This is a genomic window from Buchananella sp. 103232 (assembly GCF_058725725.1).
This window is the reverse complement of the sequence record NZ_JBZXJM010000033.1, coordinates 124,434-149,175: the sequence shown is the minus strand read 5'-3', so window position 1 is coordinate 149,175 and position 24,742 is coordinate 124,434. Positions and strand designations below refer to the sequence as shown.

Annotated in this window: 22 protein-coding genes, 1 tRNA gene and 1 pseudogene; 7 read left to right on the top strand and 17 right to left on the bottom strand. The window is 65.7% G+C overall.

The window, feature by feature from the left end; all coding sequences use genetic code 11:
• The 3 genes from AC4PWQ_RS05790 (at position 1) to AC4PWQ_RS05780 (ending at position 2,356) form a co-directional block, all read left to right on the top strand.
• The gene (locus tag AC4PWQ_RS05790; protein WP_492090064.1) at positions 1-486 is read left to right on the top strand and encodes a nucleotidyl transferase AbiEii/AbiGii toxin family protein; all 486 of its coding nucleotides are present in this window, start codon (positions 1-3) and stop codon (positions 484-486) included.
• 392 nt (positions 487-878) lie between these two features.
• Positions 879-1,535: a pentapeptide repeat-containing protein gene (locus AC4PWQ_RS05785; protein ID WP_492090047.1), complete on the top strand. Its 657-nt coding sequence runs from the start codon at positions 879-881 to the stop codon at positions 1,533-1,535.
• Complete coding sequence (locus tag AC4PWQ_RS05780) at positions 1,508-2,356, top strand: response regulator (protein WP_492090046.1); 849 nt, start codon at positions 1,508-1,510, stop codon at positions 2,354-2,356. Before AC4PWQ_RS05785 ends, AC4PWQ_RS05780 begins: the two co-directional genes overlap by 28 nt.
• A gap of 59 nt (positions 2,357-2,415) precedes the next feature.
• On the opposite strand, the gene AC4PWQ_RS05775 is transcribed toward AC4PWQ_RS05780, so the two are convergent.
• Positions 2,416-4,224 carry an AIPR family protein gene (locus AC4PWQ_RS05775; protein ID WP_371176714.1) on the bottom strand — a complete coding sequence of 603 codons (1,809 nt, stop codon included), beginning with the start codon at positions 4,222-4,224 and terminating at the stop codon, positions 2,416-2,418.
• 365 nt (positions 4,225-4,589) lie between these two features.
• Here AC4PWQ_RS05775 and AC4PWQ_RS05770 point away from each other — a divergent pair.
• A protein-coding gene (locus AC4PWQ_RS05770) for an IS3 family transposase (protein ID WP_492090045.1) occupies positions 4,590-5,734 on the top strand; the annotation gives its coding sequence in 2 pieces (ribosomal slippage) (positions 4,590-4,875 and positions 4,875-5,734; 1,146 coding nt in all).
• A gap of 35 nt (positions 5,735-5,769) precedes the next feature.
• On the opposite strand, the pseudogene AC4PWQ_RS05765 reads toward AC4PWQ_RS05770, so the two are convergent.
• The 5 genes and pseudogenes from AC4PWQ_RS05765 to efeU all read right to left on the bottom strand — a co-directional run bounded on the left by AC4PWQ_RS05765 (position 5,770) and on the right by efeU (position 12,197).
• Positions 5,770-7,037: pseudogene (locus AC4PWQ_RS05765) on the bottom strand (IS256 family transposase).
• A 149-nt stretch (positions 7,038-7,186) separates the two neighbouring features.
• The gene (locus AC4PWQ_RS05760; protein WP_492090044.1) at positions 7,187-7,927 is read right to left on the bottom strand and encodes a DUF8692 domain-containing protein; all 741 of its coding nucleotides are present in this window, start codon (positions 7,925-7,927) and stop codon (positions 7,187-7,189) included.
• Positions 7,928-8,303: 376 nt separating this feature from the next.
• Entirely contained in the window at positions 8,304-9,815 is a 1,512-nt protein-coding gene (gene efeB, locus AC4PWQ_RS05755) for an iron uptake transporter deferrochelatase/peroxidase subunit (protein ID WP_371163694.1), read from the bottom strand.
• A gap of 11 nt (positions 9,816-9,826) precedes the next feature.
• Positions 9,827-11,017 carry an iron uptake system protein EfeO gene (gene efeO, locus AC4PWQ_RS05750; RefSeq protein WP_492090043.1) on the bottom strand — a complete coding sequence of 397 codons (1,191 nt, stop codon included), beginning with the start codon at positions 11,015-11,017 and terminating at the stop codon, positions 9,827-9,829.
• Between the two features lie 76 nt (positions 11,018-11,093).
• Complete coding sequence (gene efeU / locus AC4PWQ_RS05745) at positions 11,094-12,197, bottom strand: iron uptake transporter permease EfeU (RefSeq protein WP_492090042.1); 1,104 nt, start codon at positions 12,195-12,197, stop codon at positions 11,094-11,096.
• A 105-nt stretch (positions 12,198-12,302) separates the two neighbouring features.
• On the opposite strand from efeU, the gene AC4PWQ_RS05740 reads away from it, so the two are divergent.
• Positions 12,303-12,677 carry a twin-arginine translocase TatA/TatE family subunit gene (locus AC4PWQ_RS05740; protein WP_492090041.1) on the top strand — a complete coding sequence of 125 codons (375 nt, stop codon included), beginning with the start codon at positions 12,303-12,305 and terminating at the stop codon, positions 12,675-12,677.
• 33 nt (positions 12,678-12,710) lie between these two features.
• Positions 12,711-13,547, top strand: a complete 837-nt coding sequence (gene tatC / locus AC4PWQ_RS05735; protein WP_492090040.1) for a twin-arginine translocase subunit TatC — start codon at positions 12,711-12,713, stop codon at positions 13,545-13,547.
• Between the two features lie 56 nt (positions 13,548-13,603).
• Here tatC and AC4PWQ_RS05730 read toward each other — a convergent pair whose 3' ends face one another.
• From AC4PWQ_RS05730 to AC4PWQ_RS05700, 7 genes are all read right to left on the bottom strand, one after another.
• The gene (locus tag AC4PWQ_RS05730; protein ID WP_371176707.1) at positions 13,604-14,026 is read right to left on the bottom strand and encodes a twin-arginine translocase TatA/TatE family subunit; all 423 of its coding nucleotides are present in this window, start codon (positions 14,024-14,026) and stop codon (positions 13,604-13,606) included.
• On the bottom strand, positions 14,026-14,436 hold the full coding sequence (locus AC4PWQ_RS05725; protein ID WP_371173950.1) for a chorismate mutase: 411 nt from the start codon (positions 14,434-14,436) through the stop codon (positions 14,026-14,028). Before AC4PWQ_RS05725 ends, AC4PWQ_RS05730 begins: the two co-directional genes overlap by 1 nt.
• 137 nt (positions 14,437-14,573) lie before the next feature.
• Positions 14,574-15,827 (bottom strand): ATP-dependent Clp protease ATP-binding subunit ClpX, encoded by a 1,254-nt coding sequence (gene clpX, locus AC4PWQ_RS05720; protein WP_371152462.1) that lies wholly within the window; start codon positions 15,825-15,827, stop codon positions 14,574-14,576.
• Between the two features lie 300 nt (positions 15,828-16,127).
• Positions 16,128-16,802 carry an ATP-dependent Clp protease proteolytic subunit gene (locus tag AC4PWQ_RS05715; protein WP_371152463.1) on the bottom strand — a complete coding sequence of 225 codons (675 nt, stop codon included), beginning with the start codon at positions 16,800-16,802 and terminating at the stop codon, positions 16,128-16,130.
• An 18-nt stretch (positions 16,803-16,820) separates the two neighbouring features.
• Positions 16,821-17,429, bottom strand: a complete 609-nt coding sequence (locus AC4PWQ_RS05710; protein WP_492090039.1) for an ATP-dependent Clp protease proteolytic subunit — start codon at positions 17,427-17,429, stop codon at positions 16,821-16,823.
• Between the two features lie 284 nt (positions 17,430-17,713).
• Positions 17,714-19,153 (bottom strand): trigger factor, encoded by a 1,440-nt coding sequence (gene tig, locus AC4PWQ_RS05705; RefSeq protein ID WP_371163700.1) that lies wholly within the window; start codon positions 19,151-19,153, stop codon positions 17,714-17,716.
• Between the two features lie 231 nt (positions 19,154-19,384).
• Positions 19,385-19,460, bottom strand: a tRNA-Pro gene (locus AC4PWQ_RS05700).
• 155 nt (positions 19,461-19,615) lie between these two features.
• Between AC4PWQ_RS05700 and AC4PWQ_RS05695 the strand changes: the two genes are divergently transcribed.
• Entirely contained in the window at positions 19,616-20,878 is a 1,263-nt protein-coding gene (locus tag AC4PWQ_RS05695) for a glycosyltransferase (RefSeq protein WP_371163701.1), read from the top strand.
• 33 nt (positions 20,879-20,911) lie between these two features.
• Here the strand turns inward: AC4PWQ_RS05695 and AC4PWQ_RS05690 are convergent, their stop codons facing one another.
• The 4 genes from AC4PWQ_RS05690 to AC4PWQ_RS05675 form a co-directional block, all read right to left on the bottom strand.
• Positions 20,912-21,553: a response regulator gene (locus AC4PWQ_RS05690; protein WP_371152467.1), complete on the bottom strand. Its 642-nt coding sequence runs from the start codon at positions 21,551-21,553 to the stop codon at positions 20,912-20,914.
• A complete protein-coding gene (locus AC4PWQ_RS05685; RefSeq protein WP_492090038.1) occupies positions 21,546-22,694 on the bottom strand; it encodes a sensor histidine kinase in 1,149 nt (382 codons plus the stop codon). The genes AC4PWQ_RS05690 and AC4PWQ_RS05685 overlap by 8 nt, the downstream gene beginning before the upstream one ends.
• A 148-nt stretch (positions 22,695-22,842) precedes the next feature.
• On the bottom strand, positions 22,843-23,658 hold the full coding sequence (locus AC4PWQ_RS05680) for an ABC transporter permease (RefSeq protein WP_371152470.1): 816 nt from the start codon (positions 23,656-23,658) through the stop codon (positions 22,843-22,845).
• A 55-nt stretch (positions 23,659-23,713) separates the two neighbouring features.
• The gene (locus AC4PWQ_RS05675; protein WP_371152471.1) at positions 23,714-24,640 is read right to left on the bottom strand and encodes an ABC transporter ATP-binding protein; all 927 of its coding nucleotides are present in this window, start codon (positions 24,638-24,640) and stop codon (positions 23,714-23,716) included.
• Between the last annotated feature and the right edge of the window lie 102 nt (positions 24,641-24,742).

Genomic DNA, 24,742 nt, shown 5'->3' with positions numbered 1-24,742 from the left:
ATCACCGAACAACGCCATATATATGGCCCCGTGGACCGCGTGCGAATCTCCCCAATCATTGAACACGAGCTAATCTCAGATCTGCCACTAGTTCCAACCGTTCCCATCGAGAACCATCTGGCTGACAAGGTGTGCGCAATGTACGAGTGTCACGGTGCCGCCAAGCTGCCTTCGACACGCTACCGAGATCTTGCGGACATCGTTCGAATCGTTACCATGCTGCCGTTGGATGGCGCTCGCCTGTCACAAATGCTCAAGCACGAGTCCAGCAGGCGGGGGATTTGCCTTCCCAAACAGATGGTCTCACGAGGGCCGCTTTGGACTACAGAGTTCAAAAGAAACGCCGCGACATTTGAAGAGTATCCTCCCGAGCTTCGGGAACTGGTTGCTGCTCTTGATGTTGCGGGGGCTTGTCTTAATCCCATTCTGGACGGTTCTGTTTCTATAGGCGCCTGGAGTTTAGGCGCTTTTCGCTGGCGGCAATGAATACGCTTTACGGCGGACATCGAGGAGCTGTACGCGGGCGTGACCACGGGCCCGGCCGAGGGTCTGCGGCTATCTACGCACCAAGCGAGGGAAGTTCGTTGAGCGCAAGCCAGAAAAGGATTGGGTTGAAGATGCCGATGTCAAGACCGGAGGCACAGAAGCGGCAAGAGTCTACGAATCCGACGACGGGCCAGTTGAGTCAACTATCCTCGAGGTTTTTGCGTCTCACTTACTCAGACAGGACGCTGCCGATACTAAGGCCTCCACGGCAGAGGCCACACCTTCATGGAGCGAGTGCACGTTGCGATCTACAACGGCGCGATGCTACATCGACAGCCAGTACTTCAAGTCAGACTTCAGTTGGTGGAATCGGAGGAGTTGTTTACCTCGTCGTGAAGTACCGCGAACGTGCTGCAGCGGAGCGCGACGAAGCGCGGGCCGACAGAAAGGAAGCAGAGGAGCGCCTGCTTGCTGCCGTGCAAACCTTCAACGACTGGGTCAGCTTCTACGACAGCACCTTCAACGGCTTGGCCAGCTTCGACCACAGCACCTTCAACGACTGGGTCAGCTTCAAGGGCAGCACCTTCAACGGCTTGGCCAGCTTCGACCACTGCACCTTCGACAAGTGGGCCAGCGGAGTTTATGCACTGGCCGACGTTGCAGACACTTACCTGGGCGACTACAAGCAGCGCGTAGTGAACATACTCTGCGGCTATCTACGCACCAAGCGAGGGAAGTTCGTTGAGCGCAAGCCAGAAAAGGATTGGGTTGAAGATGCCGATGTCAAGACCGGAGGCACAGAAGCGGCAAGAGTCTACGAATCCGACGACGGGCCAGTTGAGTCAACTATCCTCGAGGTTTTTGCGTCTCACTTACTCAGACGTGCGCATGGCCGACGGCGTTCGCGGGGCCGGGAGTGGGCACGGCTTGGGCCTGCTGGCTCAGCTGGTGACGGCGGCAGGTGGCGAGTTGAAGTGCGGGCCGCGCGGGCGCGGGTTCATGGTGGAGGCGGTGATCCCGGATGGAGGCACGCGCGGTTAGGGTCCTGATCGCGGACGATCAGCGGCTGGTGCGAGAGAGCCTGGCGCACCTGCTGGCGGCGCAGGACGGTATCGAGGTGGTGGGGCTGGCTGCGGACGGCCGGGAGGCAGTGGAGTTGTGCCGGGAGTTCGTGCCGGATGTGGCGTTGCTGGACATCCGTATGCCGGTGATGGACGGCCTGGAGGCGACGCGACGGATCGCCGGTGAGCCGGAGCTGGCGGGGGTGCGGGTGTGCGCGCTGACGATGTTCGAGCTGGACGACTATATATACGGTGCACTGCGGGCCGGGGCGGCGGGTTTCCTCCTGAAGGACGCGCAACCGGAGGAGCTGGCGCGGGCGGTGCGGTGCTTGGCGCGCGGGGAACAGATCCTCTCCCCCAGCGTGCTGGCCTCGGTGGTGCAGCGGGCTCTTGCGTCCCAGTTGGCCGAGGCTCCCCGGGCCCCGGGTTCGGGCGCACCGGAAAGCGACCGCCCCGGGACCCGGAAGGTTCTGCGGGCCGGGGCGGGTGGCGGGGGCGGCTCCCCCGCCACCCCGGCTTGGTTAGAGCGAATCACGCCCAGGGAGCGGGAGGTGCTGGCGCTGATCGGGCGCGGCTTCACCAACGCGGAGATTGAGCGGGAGCTGTTCATCTCCAGGGGCACCCTGAAGGCGCACATCGGTCATTTGCTTCTGAAGCTGGAGGCAAGAGACAGGGTACAGCTAGTCCTGATGTCCGCAGATGTCCTGAACTCAAAAACCAAACCATCACATCCCTTCCAGAACGCCTGCTCCAGCCGGAGTACCCACGACGATCAGGTTGGAGACGCCCGATCTTCTCGCCGCAAATGACGAAGCATCACGAAGCTGACGCCAAAACTATCATCAGCGCAACCTGGCCTAAAGCAATCTTAGCGATTTCTCCACGCGACGAAGCCATCACGAAGACTTCTGAATGACTCCAGCGAACGCACATCATCCTTTACAACTGAACGCCCCAGACCCGAAATAAACGAATCGTTCTGAATGTATGTCACAACCTCTCGCACATTGCAATCCATGACCTTAACAACATTCTCATCACAAAGCGTCTCGTGTGACGGGATCTTACCGAGCAAATCTCTAGTCTCGTGACGTTTCAACGACAGCTTTCCATGAACGTAGTCACTAATTTGCACAACCTCAGGATAAAACACCTCTGTCACAATACGCACAATGTGGTACAACGCCTTACCATAGCCATGCTCCTGACGCTCCTGCGCAAGAACAACGCCAACACGATACGCTAGATACGCAGCAAAGTAGTAGAGCTTCGGATCATACTTCGAGCTCCAAACTGACTTATCTTCCATCAGATCCTTCGGGCGCCTAATCGCATCTGACGATCTCCCTTGCACCGCGGAGCAGAACGCACGAACAAGCCCCTCGGTGCTAAATTGTCGATTCTTCGGGACCGATGAGTCGATCCGACCACTTTGACGAAGATATCGTAAACCTGCTAGCCCCGAAGCGTCGAAGTACTCCTCAATCTTCTTTGCATGCTCCTGAATTGCCGCCATCTCCTTGGCACTGATCTGATTCTGAGAGTTAGTGGCTACCGTGATCCTCTGAGACAACTCTCGATCCACAGTGTCAATCAACTTAACTGAAACAAGTGCCTGGGATAGAGTTTCAACAATCCTCTCATGCGAAACCCCCTTGCCTCTTTCAGAATGATAATAATTATAAATTTCAACTGAAGTCTGCCCGCCGTTAACAATTTGATAGCGCGAGAGAATGGCCGTGTTGTAATTTGTTTCTAGTTCCTGACAGAGAATTGTTAAGCCATTGTTGAGGAAGGGGAAAAGAGTGCGATCATCGGACGACAACGTTGTAGCTATAGCCTTATTCACGGCAGAATCTCTACCTTGATAAAGGCGGACATTATCATCGAAAATACCCGCTCTAATACTCATTCTTTCGTCTGCAACCAGCTTAAGGACATCGGACAGTGCAACCAAGGCCAAGTAGCCATTAAGACCATCACGAACCCCCTGTATTGCAAGCTTGTGCTGCAACGTGATATCGACTTTCTTCACTCCCTTCAAATCAGTGAGCGCTGCATCAATCTGATCGCTACCTAGACAGATAATATCAACGTCCTCATAAACGTTTAGCGCTCTGATTCTATCAAGAGCATTCTTAACCTGTGAATCTTCGCGAGCTTTTGCAGATTCATCTCGCGAGGTCGTGACATAGAACAAGGAGACAGGGATGCGCGTCACCCTAAATCGAATAATATTTTTTACTACCGCCTCAAGTAACGACAGCCGGCCTTTGAGCGCCGGCTTCAGCTCCGCAGCGTCTCCACCCGCACACAAGGTAAAGGCATGCACCGTGTTCAAAAAACGGGCCATAGAATTCCCGCTAAACGAGGGCGAGGCCTTTGCCTGCAAGAAGACGACATGAACGTCATTTCTATCACCTTCATGTAGAAGCGACTCAATGTCTCCCGCCGAATCAAATATCTGTCCGTTAATGAAGATTGCAAAACCGTCAACACCATCGTCGTCACGCTCTTCAATATGCGCACTGTCTATGGCCTCCGAATTGCCCGCCACCCACTTTTGAAGAAATAACTCTATAGCGAACTTCTCAAACAGAACCGAGTTTTCCAGATGGTCATACCCGTACTTTTTGGCGAAGGCACCCAGGCGGGATTTCAGCAACGCATCACACATATTGACCCTAACTACCGAGACACAGATTACGGTTTGTGAGTTTACACTCGACGTACCCACCGTCGGCTTATTTGACTTGCGACAGTTTCTGCTGATGGCGAACAGCCGCGCTGATTCGCTGACTCCAATGTGGCGCTGGAGGTCTGCGTTTCGCGGTGTTCCAGTCGGCATGCTCGTCCAGCTGACGCCGATCAAGAAGCGTCCCCTTTTTGATCGGCGTCGGCACCGCTGCAGGTCTTTTCAAAGTGGCTCTTCCCAATCATTGATGGAATTGGGGGCTAAAGCCTTGGGTGTCTAGAAGGGGAATGGTGTAATGGTTGGTGTCACTGGTTGCGGGGCTGTTGGTCTCGCGGGAGGGGGCTGTGATGCCCAGGAAGTATGCGCCGGAGTTCCGTCGGGATGTGGTGCGTTTTGCGTTGAATCGTCCTGCTGGGATGACGTTGGCGCAGGTAGCAGCTGATTTTGGGATTGGGGGTTCGACTCTGGATGCTTGGATCAGACGCGAGCAGGTTTCTAAGGGCGTGCTCCAGCCGGGTGCGGGTGAGGACAAGGCTCGTATCGCGCAGTTAGAGCGCCAGTTGCGGTTGAAGGAAGAAGAGTGCTTCATCCTTAGAAGGGCGGCGGCTTACCTGGCCCGTGATGTGAACCCAAAATGATCTACCCCCTGGTAGAAGAACTAGCTGGTTTGGGCATAGCAGTTAGTCGGATCTGCCGGGTGCTTGGTATCGCCCGCCAGCCTTTCTACCGGTGGCGCGGGTGTAGGCAAAGCCGGCTAGAACAACGCCGTAGCTACTTAAAGGAACGGGTGAGGGCCATCCATAGTGCTGATCCTGCTTTTGGCTACCGGCTGATCACCGATGAACTAGCCCGCCAGGGAGTCAAGGTGGCTAGCCGCACGGTGTGGTCGATCTGTCACGAGTTGGGCATTAGGTCTATTACTGCACCCAAAGGCAAGACCAAGACCACCAAGAGCGCTAGAAGCGTTGGGGTTGATCTGGTTGGGCGGGTCTTTCATGCCGATGGGCCTAACCGTCTCTGGCTTACTGACATCACCGAACATCCCACCACTCAGGGCAAGTTGTATGTGTGTGCGATCAAGGACGTGTGGTCTAACCGGATCGTGGCTCTTAGCAGTGCTACGTCCATGAGCGCTTCTCTCGCGGTTAACGCTTTGGCCCAGGCGGTAGCAGACCGCCACCCACCAGCCGGGTGTGTAATCCATTCAGATCGTGGTGCGCAGTTCACTTCCACGGCCTACCGGCAAGCTGCCCGCGCCTACGGGCTGGTCCAGTCCATGGGACAGGCCGGCACGTGTGCGGACAACGCTGCCATGGAGTCCTTCTTCGCGCTTTTACAGAAGAACGTGCTCAATACCCGCAAGTGGGAAACCCGTCAGGAACTAGCCACCGCCATCCGCCACTGGATCGAATCCACCTACCACCGCCGACGCCGCCAAGCCCGCCTAGGCAAACTCACCCCAATCGAATACGAAACAATCTACACAAACTGACACCAAAACTTGCACCAGACCCGTGGGTTGGTGGGTTAGTTGTTGGGGAAGCGTTCTGGGTAGTGGAGGGCGAGTTCGCCTAGTGCTTGTTGCCAGCCGTGGGTGGTGGCTCCTTCGATGAGTTTGGAGATGCCTTGGGGGCGTGGGGTGCCCTTGGGACTGGCGGCGTGCTTGGCGCGTTGGCGGGCGCGTTTGTCCTCGATGTTGCGTATGGCTAGCCACAAGAGCTTCAACGCGGCCTGGCGACTTGGGGAAATGGCCTGGGTTCTTGATGATTTTGCGTAGCTGGTAGTTCAACGATTCGATCGCGTTGGTGGTGTAGATAACCCGCCGGGTGGCTGGCCCAAAGGCTGGTGAGGGAATGAAGCGTTCCCAGGCACTTTGCCAGGTGCGTACCGCAGCGGGATATTTCTTCCCCATCGGGCTGGCAGCGAAGTCTTCCAAGGCGCCGGCGGCGTCTTCTTCGTCCACGGCCGTGTAGATCTCCCGCAGGCTGGCAGCGACCTTCTTACGGTCGCTGTAGGAGACAAAACGCATGGAAGAGCGGATCAAGTGGACCACGCAGGTTTGTACCAGGGCCCCGGGCCAGGTCGCTTCGATCGCTTCGGGAAACCCGGTTAGACCGTCACAGGCCACGATCAGGACGTCTTGCCCGCCCCGGTTGGCCAGTTCCGCGCAGACTCCAGCCCAGAATTTGGCTCCTTCGTGGGCTTGGATCCAGATCCCCAGCACGTGTTTTACGCCTTCTAAGTCCACGCCTACCGCGATGTGAGCGGCGCGGTTTTGCACCCGGTTTTGCTTCCGGATTTTCACCGTGATGGCGTCAAGGAAGACCACTGGGTAGAAGCGTTCTAGCGGGCGGCGCTGCCAGGCAACGACTTCCTCCATCACGGCCTGCCTGATGTTACTGATGGACTCATGAGATAGCTCGCTGCCGATGGTGGCGGCCCCAGGTGGTGATAGATGCTCGCGGATGGACATGCCCCCGGCGTACAGGGAGATGATCATGTCATCCAGCCCGCCCGGGCGGCGCTGTCCGGTAGGCACCAGGCGGGAGACGAAACTGCCTGCCCGATCCCGTGGCTTGTCCAGCGTGATGGGGCCGATCTCGGTTCTTTACGGTCTTCTTCGAAGTCCCATTACGCGAGTTGCCGCTACCGCGCCCGATGGGGTCGTGTTTGTCATAGCCCAGGTGCTCACTAAGCTCGGCCTGCATGCCACGCTCTAGTACTGCCTTGATCAACTCGGGCAGGAACCCGCCCGGCCTGGTCAGTTCAGTACCACGCTCACCAGCCGCTGCCATGAGCTGGTCAACCAGCCCATCAGGGATCCCACTACCAGTGGTCTTACCAGGGCCCTGACCCCGCTCGTCAGTCTCGGTCACAGTCATAGTCAATCAACCTTTCGAAGATCGACCACTTACACAAACAATCTGACACCCTCTACCCGCATTTACCCCGCCCCCACCTCACCCCGATACTCCCGGCACCTCTCCTGGAGCCCCGTCTCCGTCCGCTTCCACTCGCACATCGAGAGCACCGCCCACACGCCCGCGATCACGCCGAGCAGCTCCAGGTATTCCTCGATATGGATGATGGCGAGCATCTTGGAGGTCATTGGCCCCAGGATCGGGTCTAGGTGCCCGGAGAGCGTCTCGACTCCTACCGCGCCGCCCACAAAGATCAGTCCCGCGATCACCAGACGCTTCAGCACGTCCAGCGGGAGCCTGTATAGCAGCGGCGCCAGCAGCACCGGCACGGCTATCACCACTACGGTCCCGAATACGGCCCACCGGTAGGAGAAAAAGTCGTATGCCAGATACGGCGTGATCGCGTCGCCGTAGGACCAGAATTCTTCGTGGATTTCCGTGGCCTCGTCCGCGGAGCCGTACAGCGCTACCGCCGCTATCAGTAGCCACATGAACCGAAATCGGCGGGACAGGAATGCCACGAACACTGCCGCGACCGCCAAAATGATCCACTGCGAGGCCGCCCACCAGCTCGAGAGGTTGTACTCGCCTCCCACGTTGAACCAGTTCCAGGTCTCCCACCACGGGGAGGACACATCCCCGCGCCGCCCCACGGTCAGCCATAGCACGCCCGACGCTCCCACCATCGCCGTCGAAATGAGTAGCATGAGCCAGATTAGCCAGCCTGAGAAGCTAGAAAAGGACAGCCTGAGGCGCTTGAGCATGGTATGTCTCCCACTGGAGGAAATGGGCGGCAAACTATCTGCGCCTTGCAAGCAACGCGCCAATTAAACGATAGGTGAGGCAGCCTGCGAATTCTGGCGATTCGACGCAGCATTGCAGCCCCACTCCTACGAATCCTCCCGCCCAACGCCACCTCACTCCGAACGCCCACACCCGCGCCACACCCGCGCCACACCCCGTCCTGAGCACGCCCCAGGACGCAACCCGCACGCGCCTCCTCCGACCACCCCACACCCCTCCACCCGCACACCCGCACCCCGCACCCCTCCCGCGCCCCACACCCCCGAAAACTCGAACGGGGGCTGCGTTCCTTCGAACGCAGCCCCCGCCACAGCCGGGCCCCGGCCATGCCCCGCCTTAAGCGAAGAGCTTTTGCCCCAGGTAGTCCTCGCCGTCCCGCAGCCCGGGCAGGACCAGGTAGACGGCAGAGGACAGGTGCTGGATGTACTCGGTGAGCAGGTCGTCCTTCATGCGCGCGAGCACCGGGATGAAGCTCTCGGCGGGGTTGCGCACGAATGCGATGAAGAACAGGCCCGCGTCCAGGCGACCCAGGTAGTCCACGCCTTCCAGGTAGTTGTATCCGCGCCGCAGCATGCGCGCCCCGGCGTTGTTGTCCGGGTGCATCTGGGCCACGTGGGAGTTCGGGTCGATCGCCAGCCCGGCCGGTGAGGTGGTCCGCTCGGTCCCCTCGGCCTTGAAGTCGGGCGTGTCGAACTCTCCCCCGCCGCTCAGGGGCGCGCCGTAGATCTTGTCTCGACCCACGATCCGCTCCTGCTCGCCTAGCGAGAGCTCGTCCCACACCTCCATCATCATCTTGATCTTGCGGGCGCACAGGTAGGTGCCGCCGGCCGCCCAGTCGCCCTGGTCGTCGCCGGGCTGGATCCACAGGTGGGAGTCCAGCTCGCTCTTGGCTTCCTCGGCCTTGATGTTGGCGGTGCCGTCCTTGAAGCCGAACAGGTTGCGCGGGGTGGCTTGCGCCGTGGAGGTGGACGAGGTCCTGCCGTACCCCAGCTGCGTCCACCTCATGGTGGCCCGCCCGAAGGCGATGCGGGTGAGGTTGTGCAGCGCGTGCAGGTTGACCATCGGGTCCTCGCTGCACGCCTGGATCACCAGGTCACCGCCGCCCAGCTTCGGGTCGATCTTCTCCGCTGCCATCGGCGGGATGCCGTCGCGCAGCGCCTTGGGCATCTTTGCGGCCAGCCCGTACCGGTCCACCCCGTCCTTCTCGAACAGTGTGGCGCCCACCCCGAATGTGATGGTGAGCCCGGCCGGGCCCAGGTCGGTGGTCTCGCCGGTGTCAGCCGGCGGCCCGTGCAGGGAGGTGGTGTAGTCCCCCACCAGGTCGCCGTTCGTCATGCGTTCGGCGGCCAAGGTCCAGTCCTGCAGCAGCTGGATGACCTTTTTGCGGTCCTTCGTGGTCAGGTCGAACGCGGCCGTGTGCATCTGTTGCTGCGCGGGGGTGAGCACGCCTTGCTGGTGCACGCCCCTGAAGGGGTAGCGCAGCTGGCCGATGTCCCCGGCCGCGCCCCCGCTGGCGGCCGCACCGCCGGTGCCTGCGCCGCGCCCCAGCGCGAATCCGCCCCCGGCCAGGCCAAGGGTGAGCGCTCCCCACCCGGCCAGGCCCAGGAATTGGCGCCGCGTGAGCCCGCCGGCGTTACCGGCCTCACCGCCGCCAGCCGCAGCGTCGCGCCCACCGAGGTGAGGATTGCCGCCGTGGCCGACGTTCCCGCCGGCCCCGCCGCCTTCGTGGCCAGCGCTCGCGCCGGCCGCATCGCCCTGTTTGCCCGTCGCGTGGAACGGACACCCCGCGCCGGGGCCACCCGCGTGGGTGGCCCCGGCGCCGTGCTCGGAGTTGAGCTCCTGGTTCACGGCTACGCCCTTCAGCCCAGCAGCGTCTCGGTCAGCTTGGCCAGCGGCAGGCGCAGGGCGTTGACGGCGTCAGAGAGCTCCTTGCGGGCGGCCTCGTCCACCTTGTCGTAGAAGACGTAACCGTCGCCTTCCTTGTACTTGGCCAGCTCGGCCTCCAGGGCGGCGAACTGGTCCTCGATGTCCTTGGCCAGGTCGGCGTCCTTCTTCTTGGCCAGGGCCTGCACGTTGCCGTAGGCCACCTTGGCGCCCTCGACGTTGGCCTGGAAGTCCCACAGGTCGGTGTGGCTGAAGGCCTCTTCCTCACCGGTGATCTTGGTGGTGGCGACCTCTTCCAGCAGGGTGATGGCGCCGTTGGAGATCTCGTCCAGGCTGACGGAGAAGTCCTCGGAGTAGACCAGGTCGTAGAGCTTCTGGGTGTCGGCCACCAGCTGGTCGGCCATGGCCGCGCGCTCGGCTTCGTTCAGGCCCGCGTAGCCGGCCGGGCGCCACAGGTCCTTCTCGATGGGGTGCCAGCCCTGCCAGGTGCCGCCCTCGGAGCCCATGGCCTGCCAGTCCACCTCGCGCAGGTCCAGCGCCGGGTCGATGTCGCCGAAGGCCTCGGCGGTCGGCTCGATGCGCTCGTAGTACATGCGAGTGGGCGCGTAGGAGGCGCGGGCGGCGTCGAAGTCGCCGGCCTTGTAGGTGTCGGCGAACGCCTGGGTGGCGGTCAGCAGCTGGCCGGCCTGGTCGCGCACGTAGGCGGTGTAGTTGGTGACGGCCTCCTCCACGGCGGCCTTCTCGTCGGCGGCCAGCTCGATGGTCTTGCCGGAGTCGGTGACGGTGAACTCGCGCACGTCCACCAGGTTGCCGATCATGTTGGTCTTGCAGGCCGTGTAGTAGGTGCCCGGCTCCAGGGTGATGGTGTAGTCCACGGTGGTGCCGGGGCCCACGTTCTCGCGCTCGCCCACGATGCGCAGCTTGTCGGAGGCCAGGATCTCGAACTCGTTGCGGACGGTGCCGTTGTTGGTGAGCTTGAAGCTGGTCACACCGGAGGGGGCGGTGTTGGCGGAGACGTTGCAGGCGTCGTCCGTGATCTCAACGGTGAGGGTGTTGGAGCCGGAGGCGGCGTTGCCGGAGCCGCCGGCGGGGTCGTTGGCGACGCACCCGGACAGGGCCAGTGCGGCGACGGCGCTGAGCGCGCCAATGCGAGTGAGGTTGCGCATTTTTCTCCTTATTGAGTTGGAGTTGGATGGCCGACGTTGCCGCCGGCCGCTTTGACACTTGCGTGTCGTAGTGAGGTCAGGCCGAATCGGCGGCGGGCGCAGCGTTGGAGGCGTGGCTGCCGGCCGGCTCGGCGGGGGTCGTGGCGGGGGTAAGAGGGGCGGACAGGGTCTGGTTGGCAGCGCCGGTGGCGTTGCCGGAAGGGGCGCCGTCTTCGGCCGCGCCGTTGGAGGTGGCGTCGGCGGAAGTCTTGGAGGTGGCGCCGGGGGCAGCGGGGCCGGCCGTGGGGGCGGCGGGCAGGGCAGCGTCGGACTTGGAGGGGTCCTTTACTGCGCGGCGGGTGACCATGCCGGAGCCCACCAGGAAGATGGGCAGCACGATCGCCAGGTAGCTCAGGTAACCAATCACCTGCAGGTGGGTGGGGGCGGCGTTCAGGTTGAACATGGCCTCTAACAGCACCCACCACCAGGAGCGCGAATCCAGCCAGGAGAACACGGAGCCGTTGACGTAGGCGGAGAAGTCGTAGGCCGGCACTCCCCAGCCGGAGATGACGTTGGCTTCCTGCAGGTCGCCCAGGCCGTAAGAGACGATGCCGGCGGCCACGAAGATCAGCAGCAGGCCGGTGACGCGGAAGAAAACCTTCAGGTTGATCCGCGCCGCGCCCGTGTAGACCAGCCAGCCGATCACCGCTGACACCGCCAGGCCGGCAACCACGCCCAGGGCCGGGGAGGCCACGGAGGTCTCCGTGCTGGACTTCACCGTGGCCCACACGAACACCGCGGTCTCGATACCCTCGCGGGCCACCGCGATCAGCGCGATCCAGACCACTCCCCAACGGGAACCGGACTCCAGGGCCGCGGCCGTCTTGGTCTGCAACTCTGCGGCGAACTTGCGGGAGTTCTTGCCCATCCACAGGATCATCCAGGTCACCATCGCGACGGCGACCAGCGAGAGCGTCCCGCCGATCACCTCCTGCGCGGTGAAGGACAGCGTGTAGGGGCCCCAGGTCATGTAGGCGCCCATGGCGAGCGGGATGGCGGCGGCGATGGCCACACCCAGCCAGACCTTGCCGATCAGCTCGCGTCGATCGACCTTCACTAGGTAGGCGATAACCACGCCAACGATGAGGGCGGCCTCCACTCCTTCACGCAGTGCGATCAGGAAGTTCGCGTAAAATAGCACCGCTACTCCATTTTAGAAACACCGTCCTTATGGTTTAAGGGCCTGGTTAGGCTAACCTGCCAAGCCAAGGTGCGTCTACCTCCAACATTCGATAACGGAGCTAAGTTGCGACCCTCACACGTAATTCTCCTGATCGTCATCGTCCTGATCGTCTTCGGCGCGCCCCGCCTGCCGGAGGTGGCCCGCAACCTGGGCAAATCCGCGCGAATCCTGAAGGAAGAGGTGCGCGAGCTCACCAAGGACGACCCCGCCAACGGCGCCGGTACGCCGGCCACCGCAACGCCTGCGCCGCCTAGTGCGCTCGCCGCGCCGATGGCCGCTCAGGCCTCCCCCGGTGCGCCCGCCGTTTCCGGCGAGCCGGGCCCCGGTTCGTCGCCTGCCGGCCTGACAGAGCCCGCCGCCCCTGCCTCCCCTCCCGCGGTGGCCCCCACGACCCCGCCGCTCTCCGCCCCCAGCGGCGGGACGACGCTGCCCCAGTAGCCGCCACCGTCCCCGGACGCATCGCCGCCCGCCGTGGCTACTAGCACCGCCGCCCGAGCTGCCGCGCCCCCTGCTGCCCCCAACCGGGCCGCCGGGGGCGACGACGCGCAGCTACTCAGCCTGACCGCCCACCTGCTAGAACTGCGCAAGCGCCTACTGCTGGCGGCGCTCGGGCTGCTGGCGGGAGCCGTGGGCGGTTGGTTCCTTTTCCCCCCGGCCACCCGTTGGCTCTTCTCCTTCGTTACCGACGCGCTGCCGGAGGCCGGGCTCAACTTCCGCACCGTGCTGGCGCCTTTCACTGTGCGGTTGAGCTTCTCCATGTGGGCTGGCCTGATCATCTCTAGCCCGTGGTGGCTGGCCCAAGGCTGGCTGTTCCTGGCCCCCGCGTTGCGCAAGCGGGAGAAGAAGGTGGCGGCGGCGATCGTGGTGCCTTCTGCTGCACTGTTCCTGACTGGCGTTGGGGCCGCCCTCTGGTTCCTCCCGCGCGCAGTGGGGATCCTGCTCACCCAGGTGCCCGAGGGCGCCCGCGCCCTGCTGGACGCCGACAGCTACCTGCGCTTCGTCTCCATCCTCACCTTGGTGATCGGCATTTCCTTCCTGTTCCCCGTCGCGGTGGTGAGCGCGCACGCGCTCGGACTGGTCACGGTACGGCGCCTGGTGGGGGCGTGGCGGTGGGCAGTCCTGGCCGCATACACCTTCGCGGCAATAACTAACCCGCTGCCGGATCTCTGGTCGATGATCCTGCAGGGAGCCGCCCTCATCGCCCTGTACTACGCGGCCGTGGGGGTGTGCGCGCTGCGCGAGTGGCGTCCGATTCGACGCTGGCGTCAGCGCACCAGGCGGGGCGCGCAGCGCAAGACTCCCAGCTAGCGCATAGCGCGGGTACCGAGGCTCCTTTGCCGCGCCCGCAGAGTCCGCGCGAACCGCTAGTCGGGGAGCTTGCCCAGGTCGGCGGCCACGCTGCGCGCGACCTCCTGCACCGGCGCCACCAGCGTTTCGATCTCCCGCGCGTAAGCCCCGGCCCTGCCGGCCCCGCCGCTCGCCGTGGCTGCCCCACCGGTGCTTGCCGCTCCCCCGCCGGCTGCGCCGGCGCCAAGCGCAGTCACACGTTCTAGCTCCGCCCGGGCTTGGGCGGCCTCGGCCCGCAACTGGGCCACCAGCGGGTCACCAACCGCCTGTTGCTGCAGGCTCGCAGCCGCCGTGGCCATCTGAGCTCGCAACGCCGCTACCTTGCCCCAACCGCGCAGGACCCCCCTGGCCACCTTCGGCATCCCCGTGGGCCCGAAGATCACCAGCGCCACCAGCGCCAGGAACGCAAACTCCGTGCCAGAGACACCCAGGAATTCCACTACCGCTCAGTCCCGTCGGTTTCTGCGCTGCCCGTAGGCGCGGCAACGTCGTCCCCGGCCTCGCCGCCCGCGGCGTGCTCCTCGCGGATGCGCTCGTGGTGGTGGATCACCTCGGCAACCACGAAGGCCAGGAACTTTGCCGCGAACACCGGGTCCAGCCCCGCCTCCGTGGCCAGCCTGCGCAGCCGCTCCACCTGCACGGCCTCCCGCGCCGGGTCCGACGGCGGCAGGCCCGCCGTCGCCTTGATGTAACCTACGCGCTGCGTGTAGCGGAAGCGCTCGGCCAGGATGTGGATCAGCGCGGCGTCGATGTTGTCGATCGCGCGCCTGGCCTCCGCCAGCTCGGCGGGGATAGCGCCGGCACCGCCCTGCTCGGCGTGCTCGCCCTGTGGTTCAACCAAACCAGCCACTTCTCCCCCTCTGCTTCAAACACCGCGCGGCCCGCACCGAACGGCCTACACCACGGCGTCGGCGCCGCACGGCCCACACCCGGCACCCACGCCGCGCACACGCCGCCGGCGCCTACCGCCCGCGACTTACCGCCCGATCAGGCGCGGCGGGCCTCGCCCTCGCGCACCAGCAGCGGCTGCGCGCCGCCCTCAACGACCTCGCGGGTGATGACCACCTTGGTCACGTCAGGGAAGCTTGGCACATCGAACATCGCGCCCGCCAGGGTCTTTTCCATGATGGACGCCAGGCCGCGCGCGCCCGTGCCCAGCTCCTGCGCTCTCTCCGCGATCGCGCGGATGGCGTCATCGTCGAACGTCAGCTCCACCCCGTCGATGGAGAACATGTACTTGTACTGCTCCACCAGGGCGTTCTTCGGCTCGGTCAGCACGCGCACCAGGTCGTTGGTGTCCAGCTCCGCCACGGTGGCCAGCACCGGCAGGCGCCCGATGAACTCGGGGATCAGGCCGAACTTGTGCAGGTCCTCCGGGGTGACCTGCGCAAAGAGGTCGCCCATCTCTTCCTTGCTTTTCAGGTCGGAGCCGAATCCGGTGGAGCGGTGACCCAGGCGGTGCTTGACGATCTCGTCCAGTCCCGCGAACGCGCCGGCCGCGATGAACAGGATGTCGCTGGTGTCGATCTGCATGAACTCCTGGTGGGGGTGCTTGCGCCCACCCGTGGGCGGTACGGAGGCCACCGTGCCCTCGATGATCTTCAGCAGCGCCTGCTGCACGCCCTCACCGGAGACGTCGCGCGTGATGGAGGGGTTTTCGCTCTTGCGGGAGATCTTGTCGATCTCGTCCACGTAGATGATGCCGCGCTGGGCGCGCTCCACGTCCCCGTCGGCCGCCTGGATCAGCTTGACCAGGATGTTCTCCACGTCCTCGCCCACGTAGCCGGCCTCGGTCAGCGCGGTGGCGTCCACGATCACGAAGGGCACGTCCAGCAGCCGCGCCAGCGAGCGCGCCAGGTGGGTCTTGCCCGTGCCGGTGGGGCCCAGCAGCAGGATGTTGGACTTGGCGATCTCCACCTCGGAGCCGCCCACGCCCATCGTCTCGCGCACCTTGACGCGCTTGTAGTGGTTGTAGACCGCGATCGCCAGCGCCCGCTTGGCAGACTCCTGCCCGATCACGTGCGCCTGCAGGATCTCAAAGATCTCGCGCGGCTTGGGCAGGTCGATCTCCTCCGGCCCGGCCTTGGCGGCGCGCTCCTCTTCCATGATCTCGTTGCACAGCTCGATGCACTCGTCGCAGATGTAAACAGAGGGGCCAGCAATCAGCTTCACGACCTGCTTCTGACTCTTGCCACAAAACGAGCACTTGAGCAGATCCACGCCCTCTGGGGTGCGCGCCATCGTGGTCCCTCCTGAACTGGCATGACACAACTTGCGCCAGCCTATCCCCTTGGGGCCGATTGCGCCCGGGAACTCGCCGCAGCGCGGCCCGCCGGCGTGCGCGGAGCGGCCGGCGGAGCGTCGTCCACCGGGAACTCGCCGCAACTCACGCCCGCCGGCTTGCGCCCGGCGGCCGGCGGAGCGTCGTCTATCCGCGCCCCAAACACGGGCGTGGGCCGGACTCCCGCAGAACCCGGCCCACACCACTCACGCTATTCGCTCGCGCCGCCGGGCCTCAGCCCGGCCCCGCGCGCGATCGCGTCAGTTCACCCGCGTCGGGGACTTGCGGGAGGTCAGCACCTGGTCCACCAGGCCGTACTCGCGCGCCTGCTCGGCGGTGAGGATCTTGTCGCGCTCGATGTCCTGGCGCACGCGCTCCACGTCCTGCCCGGTGTGGGCGGCGATGGTCTCCTCCAGCCACTCGCGCATGCGCAGCACCTCGTTGGCCTGGATCTCGATGTCGGAGGCCTGCGCGTAGCCGCCGCCCTCCATGGAGGGCTGGTGGATCATCACGCGCGCGTTGGGCAGAGCCAGGCGCTTACCGGGCGAACCGGCGGCCAGCAACACCGCGGCAGCGGAGGCGGCCTGGCCCAGGCACACGGTCTGGATCTGCGGCTTGATGTACTGCATCGTGTCGTAGATCGCGGTCAGCGCCGTGAAGGAACCGCCCGGGGAGTTGATGTACATGGTGATCAGGCCGTCGGGGTCCATGGACTCCAGCACGAGCAGCTGGGCCATGACGTCGTCGGCGCTGGTGTCGTCCACCTGGACGCCCAGGAAGATGATGCGGTCCTCGAACAGCTTGGCGTAGGGGTCCTGGCGCTTGTGCCCGTAGGCGGTGCGCTCCTCGAACTGCGGCACCACGTAGCGGGAACGCGGGGGCAGAGCAATCCCGGCGGCCTGCGCGCCGGCCAGACCCATGAACGGAGTGGTCATAACAGTTTCCTTCCTGGATCAGTGCTGCTGGCCCGCGCTCTGCACGGCGGCAGAGGAGGAAACCACGTGGTCGATGAAGCCGTACTCCAGCGCCTCCTGGGCGGTGAACCAGCGGTCGCGGTCGGCGTCGGAGTTGATCTGCTCCACGGTCTTGCCGGTCTGGGCGGCGGTGAGCTCGGCCAGGACGCGCTTCATGTGGAGGATCAGCTGGGCGTTGATGCGGATGTCGGTGGCCGTGCCGCCGATGCCACCGGAGGGCTGGTGCATCATGACGCGGGCGTGCGGGGTGGCAAAGCGCTTGCCGGGGGCGCCGGAGGAGAGCAGGAACTGGCCCATGGAGGCCGCCATGCCGGTGGCGACGGTGGCCACGTCCGGAGTGACGTACTGCATGGTGTCGTAGATGGCCATGCCGGCGGTGATGGAGCCGCCCGGGGAGTTGATGTACAGGTAGATGTCCCGCGTGGGGTCCTCCGCCGCCAGCAGCAGCATCTGGGCGCAGATGGCGTTGGCGTTCTCGTCGCGCACCTCGGAGCCGAGCCAGATGATGCGCTCCTTGAGCAGGCGGTTGTAGATGTGGTCGTTCAGGGCCAAGCCCCCGGTCCGGGCTTCTGCCACGGGCATATTCATATTCAAACCCCTTTCGCTTCACTGAGGTTATCGCCTCCGCCGGGCAACGGCCCCTTCCACCGGCCCGGTTTCGCGGTAGGCGCATGGCCCGCGCCTTGGGCCCCGTTTGGACGACGTTGCCGCCCCGCCTCCCCTAGAGCGCCCGCCGCAGCGCGCCCCACGCCCCGTCCAGCGGCGGCGCCCAGCATGCCTTGCCCCGCCGCGTTTCCCCGCCTAGTCGGGCACGAAGCAGGGGCGGGGCCGACCATCCGGTCGACCCCGCCCCTTGCCTACAGGACTCAGGCTCAGGCCTGCTCGGCCTCGGCGTCCTCGACGTCGCCGGCCTCGATGTCCGCAGCGGCCTGGGCGGCCAGGCGCTCGATCTCGGCGTCAACGCCGCCGTCCTCGCCGTTCTCCACCATGGCGGCGGCCTGGGCGGCCAGGGCCTCGACCTGGGCCTGGGCGTCGGCCTCGTCGGAGCCAACGAACTTGGTCAGGTCAACGTCGCCACCCTCGGAGTCCTTCACCTTGACGTCGCGCAGGGACAGGGCGATGGCCTTGTTGCGGCGCACCTCGGAGGCGAAGGCCGGGATCTGGCCGGCGCGGTCGGCACCGGAGATGAACTCGCGCGGGTCGACGCGGTAGGTCTGGGCGGTCTGCAGCAGGAACTCGATCAGCTCGCCCTGCTCCACCTGGACGTCGCGCTTCTCAGCCAGCACGTCCAGCAGGATCTGCACACGCAGGGCGGACTCGATGTCCTTGCGGGCCTCCTTGGCGCGCTTCTTGTCGTCGGCCTTGCCCTCGCGCTCCAGCACGCGGGCCAGCTCCTCCTCGACCGGGGCGGCCGGCAGGTCGAACTCGACGCGCTCCACCAGGGTCTCGATCAGCTTGTCGCGGGCGGAGATGGCCTGCAGGGAGGCGGCGCGCTCCTTGGCGACCTCGGCCAGGTTCTCGCGCAGCTCGGCGATGGTGTCGAACTCGGAGGCCAGCTGGGCGAAGTCGTCGTCCGCCTCCGGCAGGTCGCGCTGCTTGACGCTCTGGGCGGTGACGGTGACCTCTGCCTCCTCACCAGCGTGCTCGCCACCGGCCAGCTTGGTGGTGAAGGTGACGGACTCCTCGGCCTTGATGCCGGTGACGGCCTTGTCCAGGCCCTCCAGCAGGGCGCCGGAGCCGATCTCGTAGGAGGTGCCGGCAACCTCGTCGATGGTCTCGCCGTCGATCACGGCCTTCAGGTCGATCTCAACGAAGTCGCCCTTCTTGGCCTTGCGCTTGACGGGCTTGAGGGAGCCGAAGCGCTTGCGCAGCTCGGTGAGCTCGTTCTCCACGGCCTCGTCGTCCACCTTGACGGCGTCGACGGTGACCTCGATGTCGCCCAGCTCGGGCAGCTCGATCTCGGGGCGCACGTCCAGCTCGGCGGTGAACACCAGGTCGGTGCTGTCCTCGACGCCGGGGACGGAGGTGACCTCAACCTCGGGGCGGGACATCGGGAAGAGCTCGTTCTCCACCACGGCGGCGTCGTAGGCCTCCGGCAGGGCGGCGTTGACGGCCTCCTGGATCACGTAGCCGCGGCCCACGCGCTGGTCCACGATGCGGGTGGGCACCTTGCCCTTGCGGAAGCCGGGCACCGAGATCTGGGAGCTGATCTCCGCGTAGGCGGCCTTCAGGTGCGGGGCCAGCTCGGCCTCCGGAACGGTCACCGTCAGCTTGACGCGCGTGGAAGAGAGCTTCTCGATTTCGGACTTCACTTCTGGTTCTCCAATGACTGGGGACTTTACGGGCAATGCGCCCAGGTCAACTTGACCAGTCTAGGGGCTGGAGGCATGCGCCTGTACCGCTAGAACTGTGGTTTTCGCCGTAGGCGGGGAGTTGGCCGGCAACACCGCCGGGGCCACCGTGGTTGTCACCGCCCACCTGGGCCGGTGGCGGGTTCACCGCCCACCTGGGCCGGTGGCGGGTTCACCGCCCACCTACTCGGCTGGTCGGGCTGGCGAGACTCGAACTCGCGGCCTTCCGCTCCCAAAGCGGACGCGCTACCACCTGCGCCACAGCCCGTTCATGCGGCGTTTAGGCCGCTGCCCTTGCGGGGCAGGCTACAGAATACATGTCCCCTCGCCGACGCCTGGGCGCCCACCCACAGCTAGGCCTTGTGGCGGATGTCCCCGCCGGAACGGTGGGCCACAATTGACCCGGAAGGAGAGGCTATATCTATGCGACTCTTGCTTAGCCCCATGGGTAGTTACGGCGACATGCTGCCTTATCTGGCGATCGCGAAGGAGGCGGTGGCGCGCGGCCACGAGGTGGTGGTCTACGGCTTTCCGAAGTTCCAGGAGTGGGCGCAGTCCACTGGCGCCCGCTACGTGCCGCTTTCTTCCGACGAGGTCTACGACTCGGTTGTGCGCGAGGTGCAAAAGACCAATCCGCTGCAGTCCTTGAAGGTGGCCCTGGAGCGCCAGGTGGAAGGCGTGGGCCCGTTCGTGGAGGCGATGCGGGCGGACGTGGTGCCCGGTGACACCCTTGCCCTGGGGGGCCTGTTCATGCCGGCCCACCGGGTGCTGGCGGAGATCACGGACACGCTGGACGTGACGCTGCACCTGGCGGCGGCCTCCATCGGTTCCTTTGCGCAGCCGCCGCGCTACGCCACGCAGCTGGACCTGGGCCGCAAGCTGATCCGTTCCCGGCGGGTCAACCGACTGATCTGGCGGGGCGCGGACCGCATGTTCTTCAAGCGCCACTTCACTCACCCGTTGAACCAGATTCGCTCCTCCTACGGGCTGGCCCCGATTCGTGGAGGGGTGATGGCTTGGCACAACCAGGCTCACATGATGTTGGGTTTGTTCCCCGAGTGGTTCTCCCACGCCCCGGATTGGCCGGCCCAGTTGGTGCAGACCAGCTTCGTGCTGAACGACGAGCAGGGCGGCAAGTCCCTGCCCGCCGAGGTGGAGGAGTTCCTGGCGGCCGGGCCTGCGCCAGTGGTGTTTACGGCCGGCACACCCAACATGAAGGCGCGCCCGTTCTTCGCGGAGTCGGTGGAGGCGTGCCGGCGCACGGGCCTGCGCGGCATCCTGATGTGCCAGTACCCGGAGCTGGTGCCGGCCAACCTGCCCGAGAACGTGATCACGGTGCGCTACGCCCCCTACTCGGTGCTGATGAGCCGGGCGGCGGTGTTTGTGCACCACGGCGGGATCGGCACGATGGCGCAGGCGTTGCGCGCGGGCGTGCCGCAGCTGATCCGCCCGGTGGGCTACGACCAGTTCGACAATTCCGAGTCCGCCGTCCGCCTGGGCGTGGCCCGCGAGTTGCTGCCGCGCTTCTACCACGCCGAGGCCCTTGCCGAGGAGCTGCGGGAGATGGTGGACGACGCTGCCCTGCGCGCCCGCTGCGCCGAGGTGGCCGCCCGGGTTCGCACCGAGTGCGCCACCTCTGCCACCCGGAGCGTGGAGCTGCTGGAGGCGGCCAACGCCGCGCGCTAGCGGCGCCGCGCCCGTCTCTGCCGTCTTCCCGCCCTAGAGCCAGCCGGCCTCGGTGGCGATGCGGGCGGCCTCGGCCCGGGTGCGGGCGTGCGTTTTCAGCATGGCCGCACTGACGTGGTTGCGCACGGTGCCCTGGCCGACCCCGAGCTGGGCGGCCACGTCCGCGATCGTGCCGCCCTCGGCCACCGCGCGCAGCACCTCCTCCTCCCGCTCGGTGAGGGGCGAGGTGCCGCGCGAGAGGGTCTCCACGGCCAGGCTCGGGTCGATCACGCGCAGGCCGGCATGGACCCGCCGCACGGCCTCGGCCAGCTGCTCCGAGGGGGCGTCCTTCACCACAAACCCGGCGGCCCCGGCGTCCAGGGAGCGCTGCACGTAGCCGGGCCGCCCGAAGGTGGTCAGCATGAGCACGCGCGTGCCGGGATAGCGCTGGCGGATCTGCGCGCAGGCGGTGATCCCGTCCCCGCCGGGCATCTCCACGTCCATGAGCACCACGTCCACCGGCGCCCCGGGCCGCCCGGACCGGGCGGCCAGCTCCGCCAACGCAGCGAGCGCCTGGCGCCCGTCCCCGGCCTGGCCCACCACCTCCAGGTCGGCTTCCAGGCTCAGCAGGGTGGCGATGGCGCCGCGCACCATGGACTGGTCGTCCGCTACCAGCAGGCGGATGGGTTCACTCATGGTTCAGCTCCAGTTCTACCTTCCATTGCCCGTCGCGCTGCCCCCAGGTGAGGTGCCCGCGCTCCCCCACGCGGGCGCGCAGCCCGCTCAGCCCGGTGCCCGCGCTCTTGTCTGCAGCGCCGGTGGCCCGAAATAGGGGCAGGCGGGCGGCGACGTCGTTCACCACGGTAACGCCGGCGGGGTGCACCCTGACCTTGACGTAGGAGCACACGGAGTGGCGTACGGCGTTGGTGGCGGCCTCGCGGATGGTGTGGGCCACCAGGGTGGAATCGACTCCCGGGGCGGGCAGGCCCTCCACGGTGGCCTCGAAGCTGGCCCCGGCGCCCTCTATCAGCCGGCGGGCGCTGTCGAGTTCCGCCTCCGGCAGCAGCACTCGGTTGGCGCTGACTACCTGGCGGATTTCGGTCAGGGCGGTGCGGGAGAGTTCGGTGAGCTCGTCGATGTGGGCGCGGGCCTCCTCCGCGCGGCCGGCGTCCAGGAGGCGCCCGGCCAGGTCTGCCTTGATGGTGATGCCGGTGAGGGTGTGGCCCAGGATGTCGTGCAGGTCGGCGCTCATGCGGTTGCGCTCGCGCTCCTGGGCGATCTCCAGGGCCTGGGCGGCCTCGAGTTCCTTGCGGTATTCGGCCTCCACGGCGTAGCGGGAGAACAGGCAGGAGGCCAGGGTGACGCCGATGACCATGAGCGCGAACACCGTCTCCAGCGGGAAGAGCCAGTATTCGGCCAGGGCTAGCACCAGCACGGCCACCACGCCGGGCCACACCCAGCGGCGCGGGGACTGGAGAGCCACCTGGGCGGCCACGTAGCAGAGCATGAAGAGCATGCCCGCGCCGCCGTTGCTCGCCGACCACCCCGCCAGCCCCACCTGCAAGAGCGCCATGAGCGCGGTGGTGAGCAGGAATGCGCGCCAGCCGGCGGTGGTGCGCGGGGCGGGGTCGTTGATGAGCCAGGAGGCCACGTAGGTGACCAGCATGGCCACCATTCCCGCGAAGTAGACGGCGCCCTCCAGGGTGGTCAGGCCGTAGCCGAAGGCGGCGTGGAAGCCGAAGCCCATGAAGAGCAGGGACGGCGAGGACCACTTCAGCGCCGTCCACCGCTCCAGCGGCACGCCCCAGAAGCGTGCACCCGCCTCAGCTTGCTTCACCGTCTTCCTCCTCGCCGTTTGTTGCTAGTTTGCCCGCCCGACGGCGCGGTTGTCCGCATTGTCCAACGCCGCGCCCGCCGCCTGACCCGGTTGCCGCCCTCGCGGTGGCCTGCGGGTGTCCGACGCTCCGCCCGCCGCCCTCTGGGCGTTAACGCCCGGTGTTGCGGTGGTTGCCCCACGCTGCCGCGAGCGCGAACAGCACGGTCCAGGCCAGGTAGTTGAGCAGCCAGCTCCACTTGAAGGCCGCCCAGCCGTAGGAGGAGAGCTGGACGATGTTGGTCATGCCGTAGAACGGGGTCCAGGGGGCCACGGCGGCCCAGAAGGAGCCCATCTGGGACAGTGGGATGAACAGCCCGGCCGCGAAGGAGCCCACCACGGTGATGCCGCTGGTGAGGGCGAAGGCGCCGTCGCTGCGCACCAGGAAGGCGCAGGCCAGGCCCACGGCGGCGGGCAGGGCGGAGAGGGCGACGATGAGGAGGGCGGCCTGCACCCAGGCGCCGGCGTACATGCGTGCCCCGGTCAGGGCTCCCACCGTGAAGACGATCCCGGTCACGACGGCCGCGGTGAGCATGGCCGCGCCGATGCGGGCCAGGATGGCGCCCATCGAGCTCAGCGGGGTCATGGCGTAGAGCCGGGAGATGCCGCTGGTGCGCTCCAGCGCCACCACCGAGCCCATCGAGGAGGTGGTCATGATGGTGCCGTACAGGGCCATGTTCACCAGCACCACTGCGGCCACGTTTGAGTTGACCGTCCACTGCTGGGAGTAGGCCTGGCCGGCGCCGAACATGAGGTACATGAAGGTGGGCATGAGCACGGCGAAACCGACGGAGTAGGGATTGGTCACCAGCTTGACGAAGCTGTACCAAAACACCCAGCCGATTCCGCGCCAACCCGGGGTGAGCGGGCGCGAGCGCAGGTCTGGGATGGTGGCGGGGCTGGTTGGGTTCGAGGCGGTGCTGATCATTTCTCTGTTTCTTCCGAGGAGAGGTGAGGGTGGAGCGGTTCTGATGGGGCAGCGGTCAGGAGGTCAGGCGGGCGAAGGCGTCCTCCAGGGACGGGGAGGTGATCTCCAGGTCGTGTACCCCGTCCAGGTCCAGCAGGGCGCGGGCCACCTGGTCGGTCTGGGCGCAGCGCGCCACCAGCTCCGCCTCGCCGGCAGGAACGTCGGCCAGGCGCCACTCGAAATCGGCCCCGCCCAGTCCGCAGCCGGCCAGGGCGGACTCGGTCTGCCCGCGCCGAGCGGCGGGCACCAGGGCGCGCAGGGTGCGCAGGCGGGACAGGCGACGCAGCTCGTCGGTGGGGGCGTCGGCCACGATCGCGCCGTCCTTCATGATGACTGTGCGCTGGGCGAACTGCTCGGCTTCGGCCAGGTAGTGCGTGGCGAACACGATGGTGCGACCGCGCTCGGCCTGGGTGGCCATCATGTCCCAGAACTCGCGGCGGGCCGTGGCGTCCATGCCGGCGGTGGGCTCGTCCAGGATCAGCAGCAGCGGGTCCGGCAGCAGCGCCAACGCCAGGCGCACCCGCTGCTGCTCGCCGCCGGAGAGCTTGCCGATCCGCCTGCCGCGCAGCTCGGTCAGGTGCGTCTCGGCCAGCACCTGCTCCAGGGGCAGGGCGGTGGCGTGGGTGGAGGCGAACAGGTGCAGCATCTGCCCCACCGTGTGGTCCAGCAGCAGCGCGCCCGTCTGGTGCACCACCCCCACGGCCGAGCGCTTGATCGCCTGACGCGGCGGGCCTCCCCACAGGGAAACCCGGCCGGAGTCGGGGGCCTGGAGCCCCAGGATCATGTCGATCAGCGTGGTCTTGCCTGCGCCGTTCTTGCCCAGCAGGGCCAGGATCTGGCCGGAGGGCACGGACACGGAGACGTCGTCCACGGCGGTGGTGGCACCAAATCGCTTGGTGACGGCGGCGACCTCGATTGCGGTGGGAATGCGGGAATCTTCCATGCCACCAGTGTGGCCCGGCCGGCGCGACGCCAGAAGTGGCAGGCGTAGCGCGGCCAGCACTGACATTTGTCATAGGTGCCGCGCCCCGCCCGACTTCGGCCT

Coding starts and splice junctions, on each gene's coding strand:
- AC4PWQ_RS05780 (WP_492090046.1), top strand. CDS start 1,508: ATGGAGGCACGCGCGGTTAGGGTCCTGATCGCGGACGATCAGCGGCTG.
- AC4PWQ_RS05775 (WP_371176714.1), bottom strand. CDS start 4,224: ATGTGTGATGCGTTGCTGAAATCCCGCCTGGGTGCCTTCGCCAAAAAG.
- AC4PWQ_RS05760 (WP_492090044.1), bottom strand. CDS start 7,927: ATGCTCAAGCGCCTCAGGCTGTCCTTTTCTAGCTTCTCAGGCTGGCTA.
- efeO (WP_492090043.1), bottom strand. CDS start 11,017: ATGCGCAACCTCACTCGCATTGGCGCGCTCAGCGCCGTCGCCGCACTG.
- clpX (WP_371152462.1), bottom strand. CDS start 15,827: ATGGCGCGCACCCCAGAGGGCGTGGATCTGCTCAAGTGCTCGTTTTGT.
- AC4PWQ_RS05715 (WP_371152463.1), bottom strand. CDS start 16,802: ATGACCACTCCGTTCATGGGTCTGGCCGGCGCGCAGGCCGCCGGGATT.
- AC4PWQ_RS05710 (WP_492090039.1), bottom strand. CDS start 17,429: ATGAATATGCCCGTGGCAGAAGCCCGGACCGGGGGCTTGGCCCTGAAC.
- AC4PWQ_RS05695 (WP_371163701.1), top strand. CDS start 19,616: ATGCGACTCTTGCTTAGCCCCATGGGTAGTTACGGCGACATGCTGCCT.
- AC4PWQ_RS05690 (WP_371152467.1), bottom strand. CDS start 21,553: ATGAGTGAACCCATCCGCCTGCTGGTAGCGGACGACCAGTCCATGGTG.
- AC4PWQ_RS05680 (WP_371152470.1), bottom strand. CDS start 23,658: ATGATCAGCACCGCCTCGAACCCAACCAGCCCCGCCACCATCCCAGAC.
- AC4PWQ_RS05675 (WP_371152471.1), bottom strand. CDS start 24,640: ATGGAAGATTCCCGCATTCCCACCGCAATCGAGGTCGCCGCCGTCACC.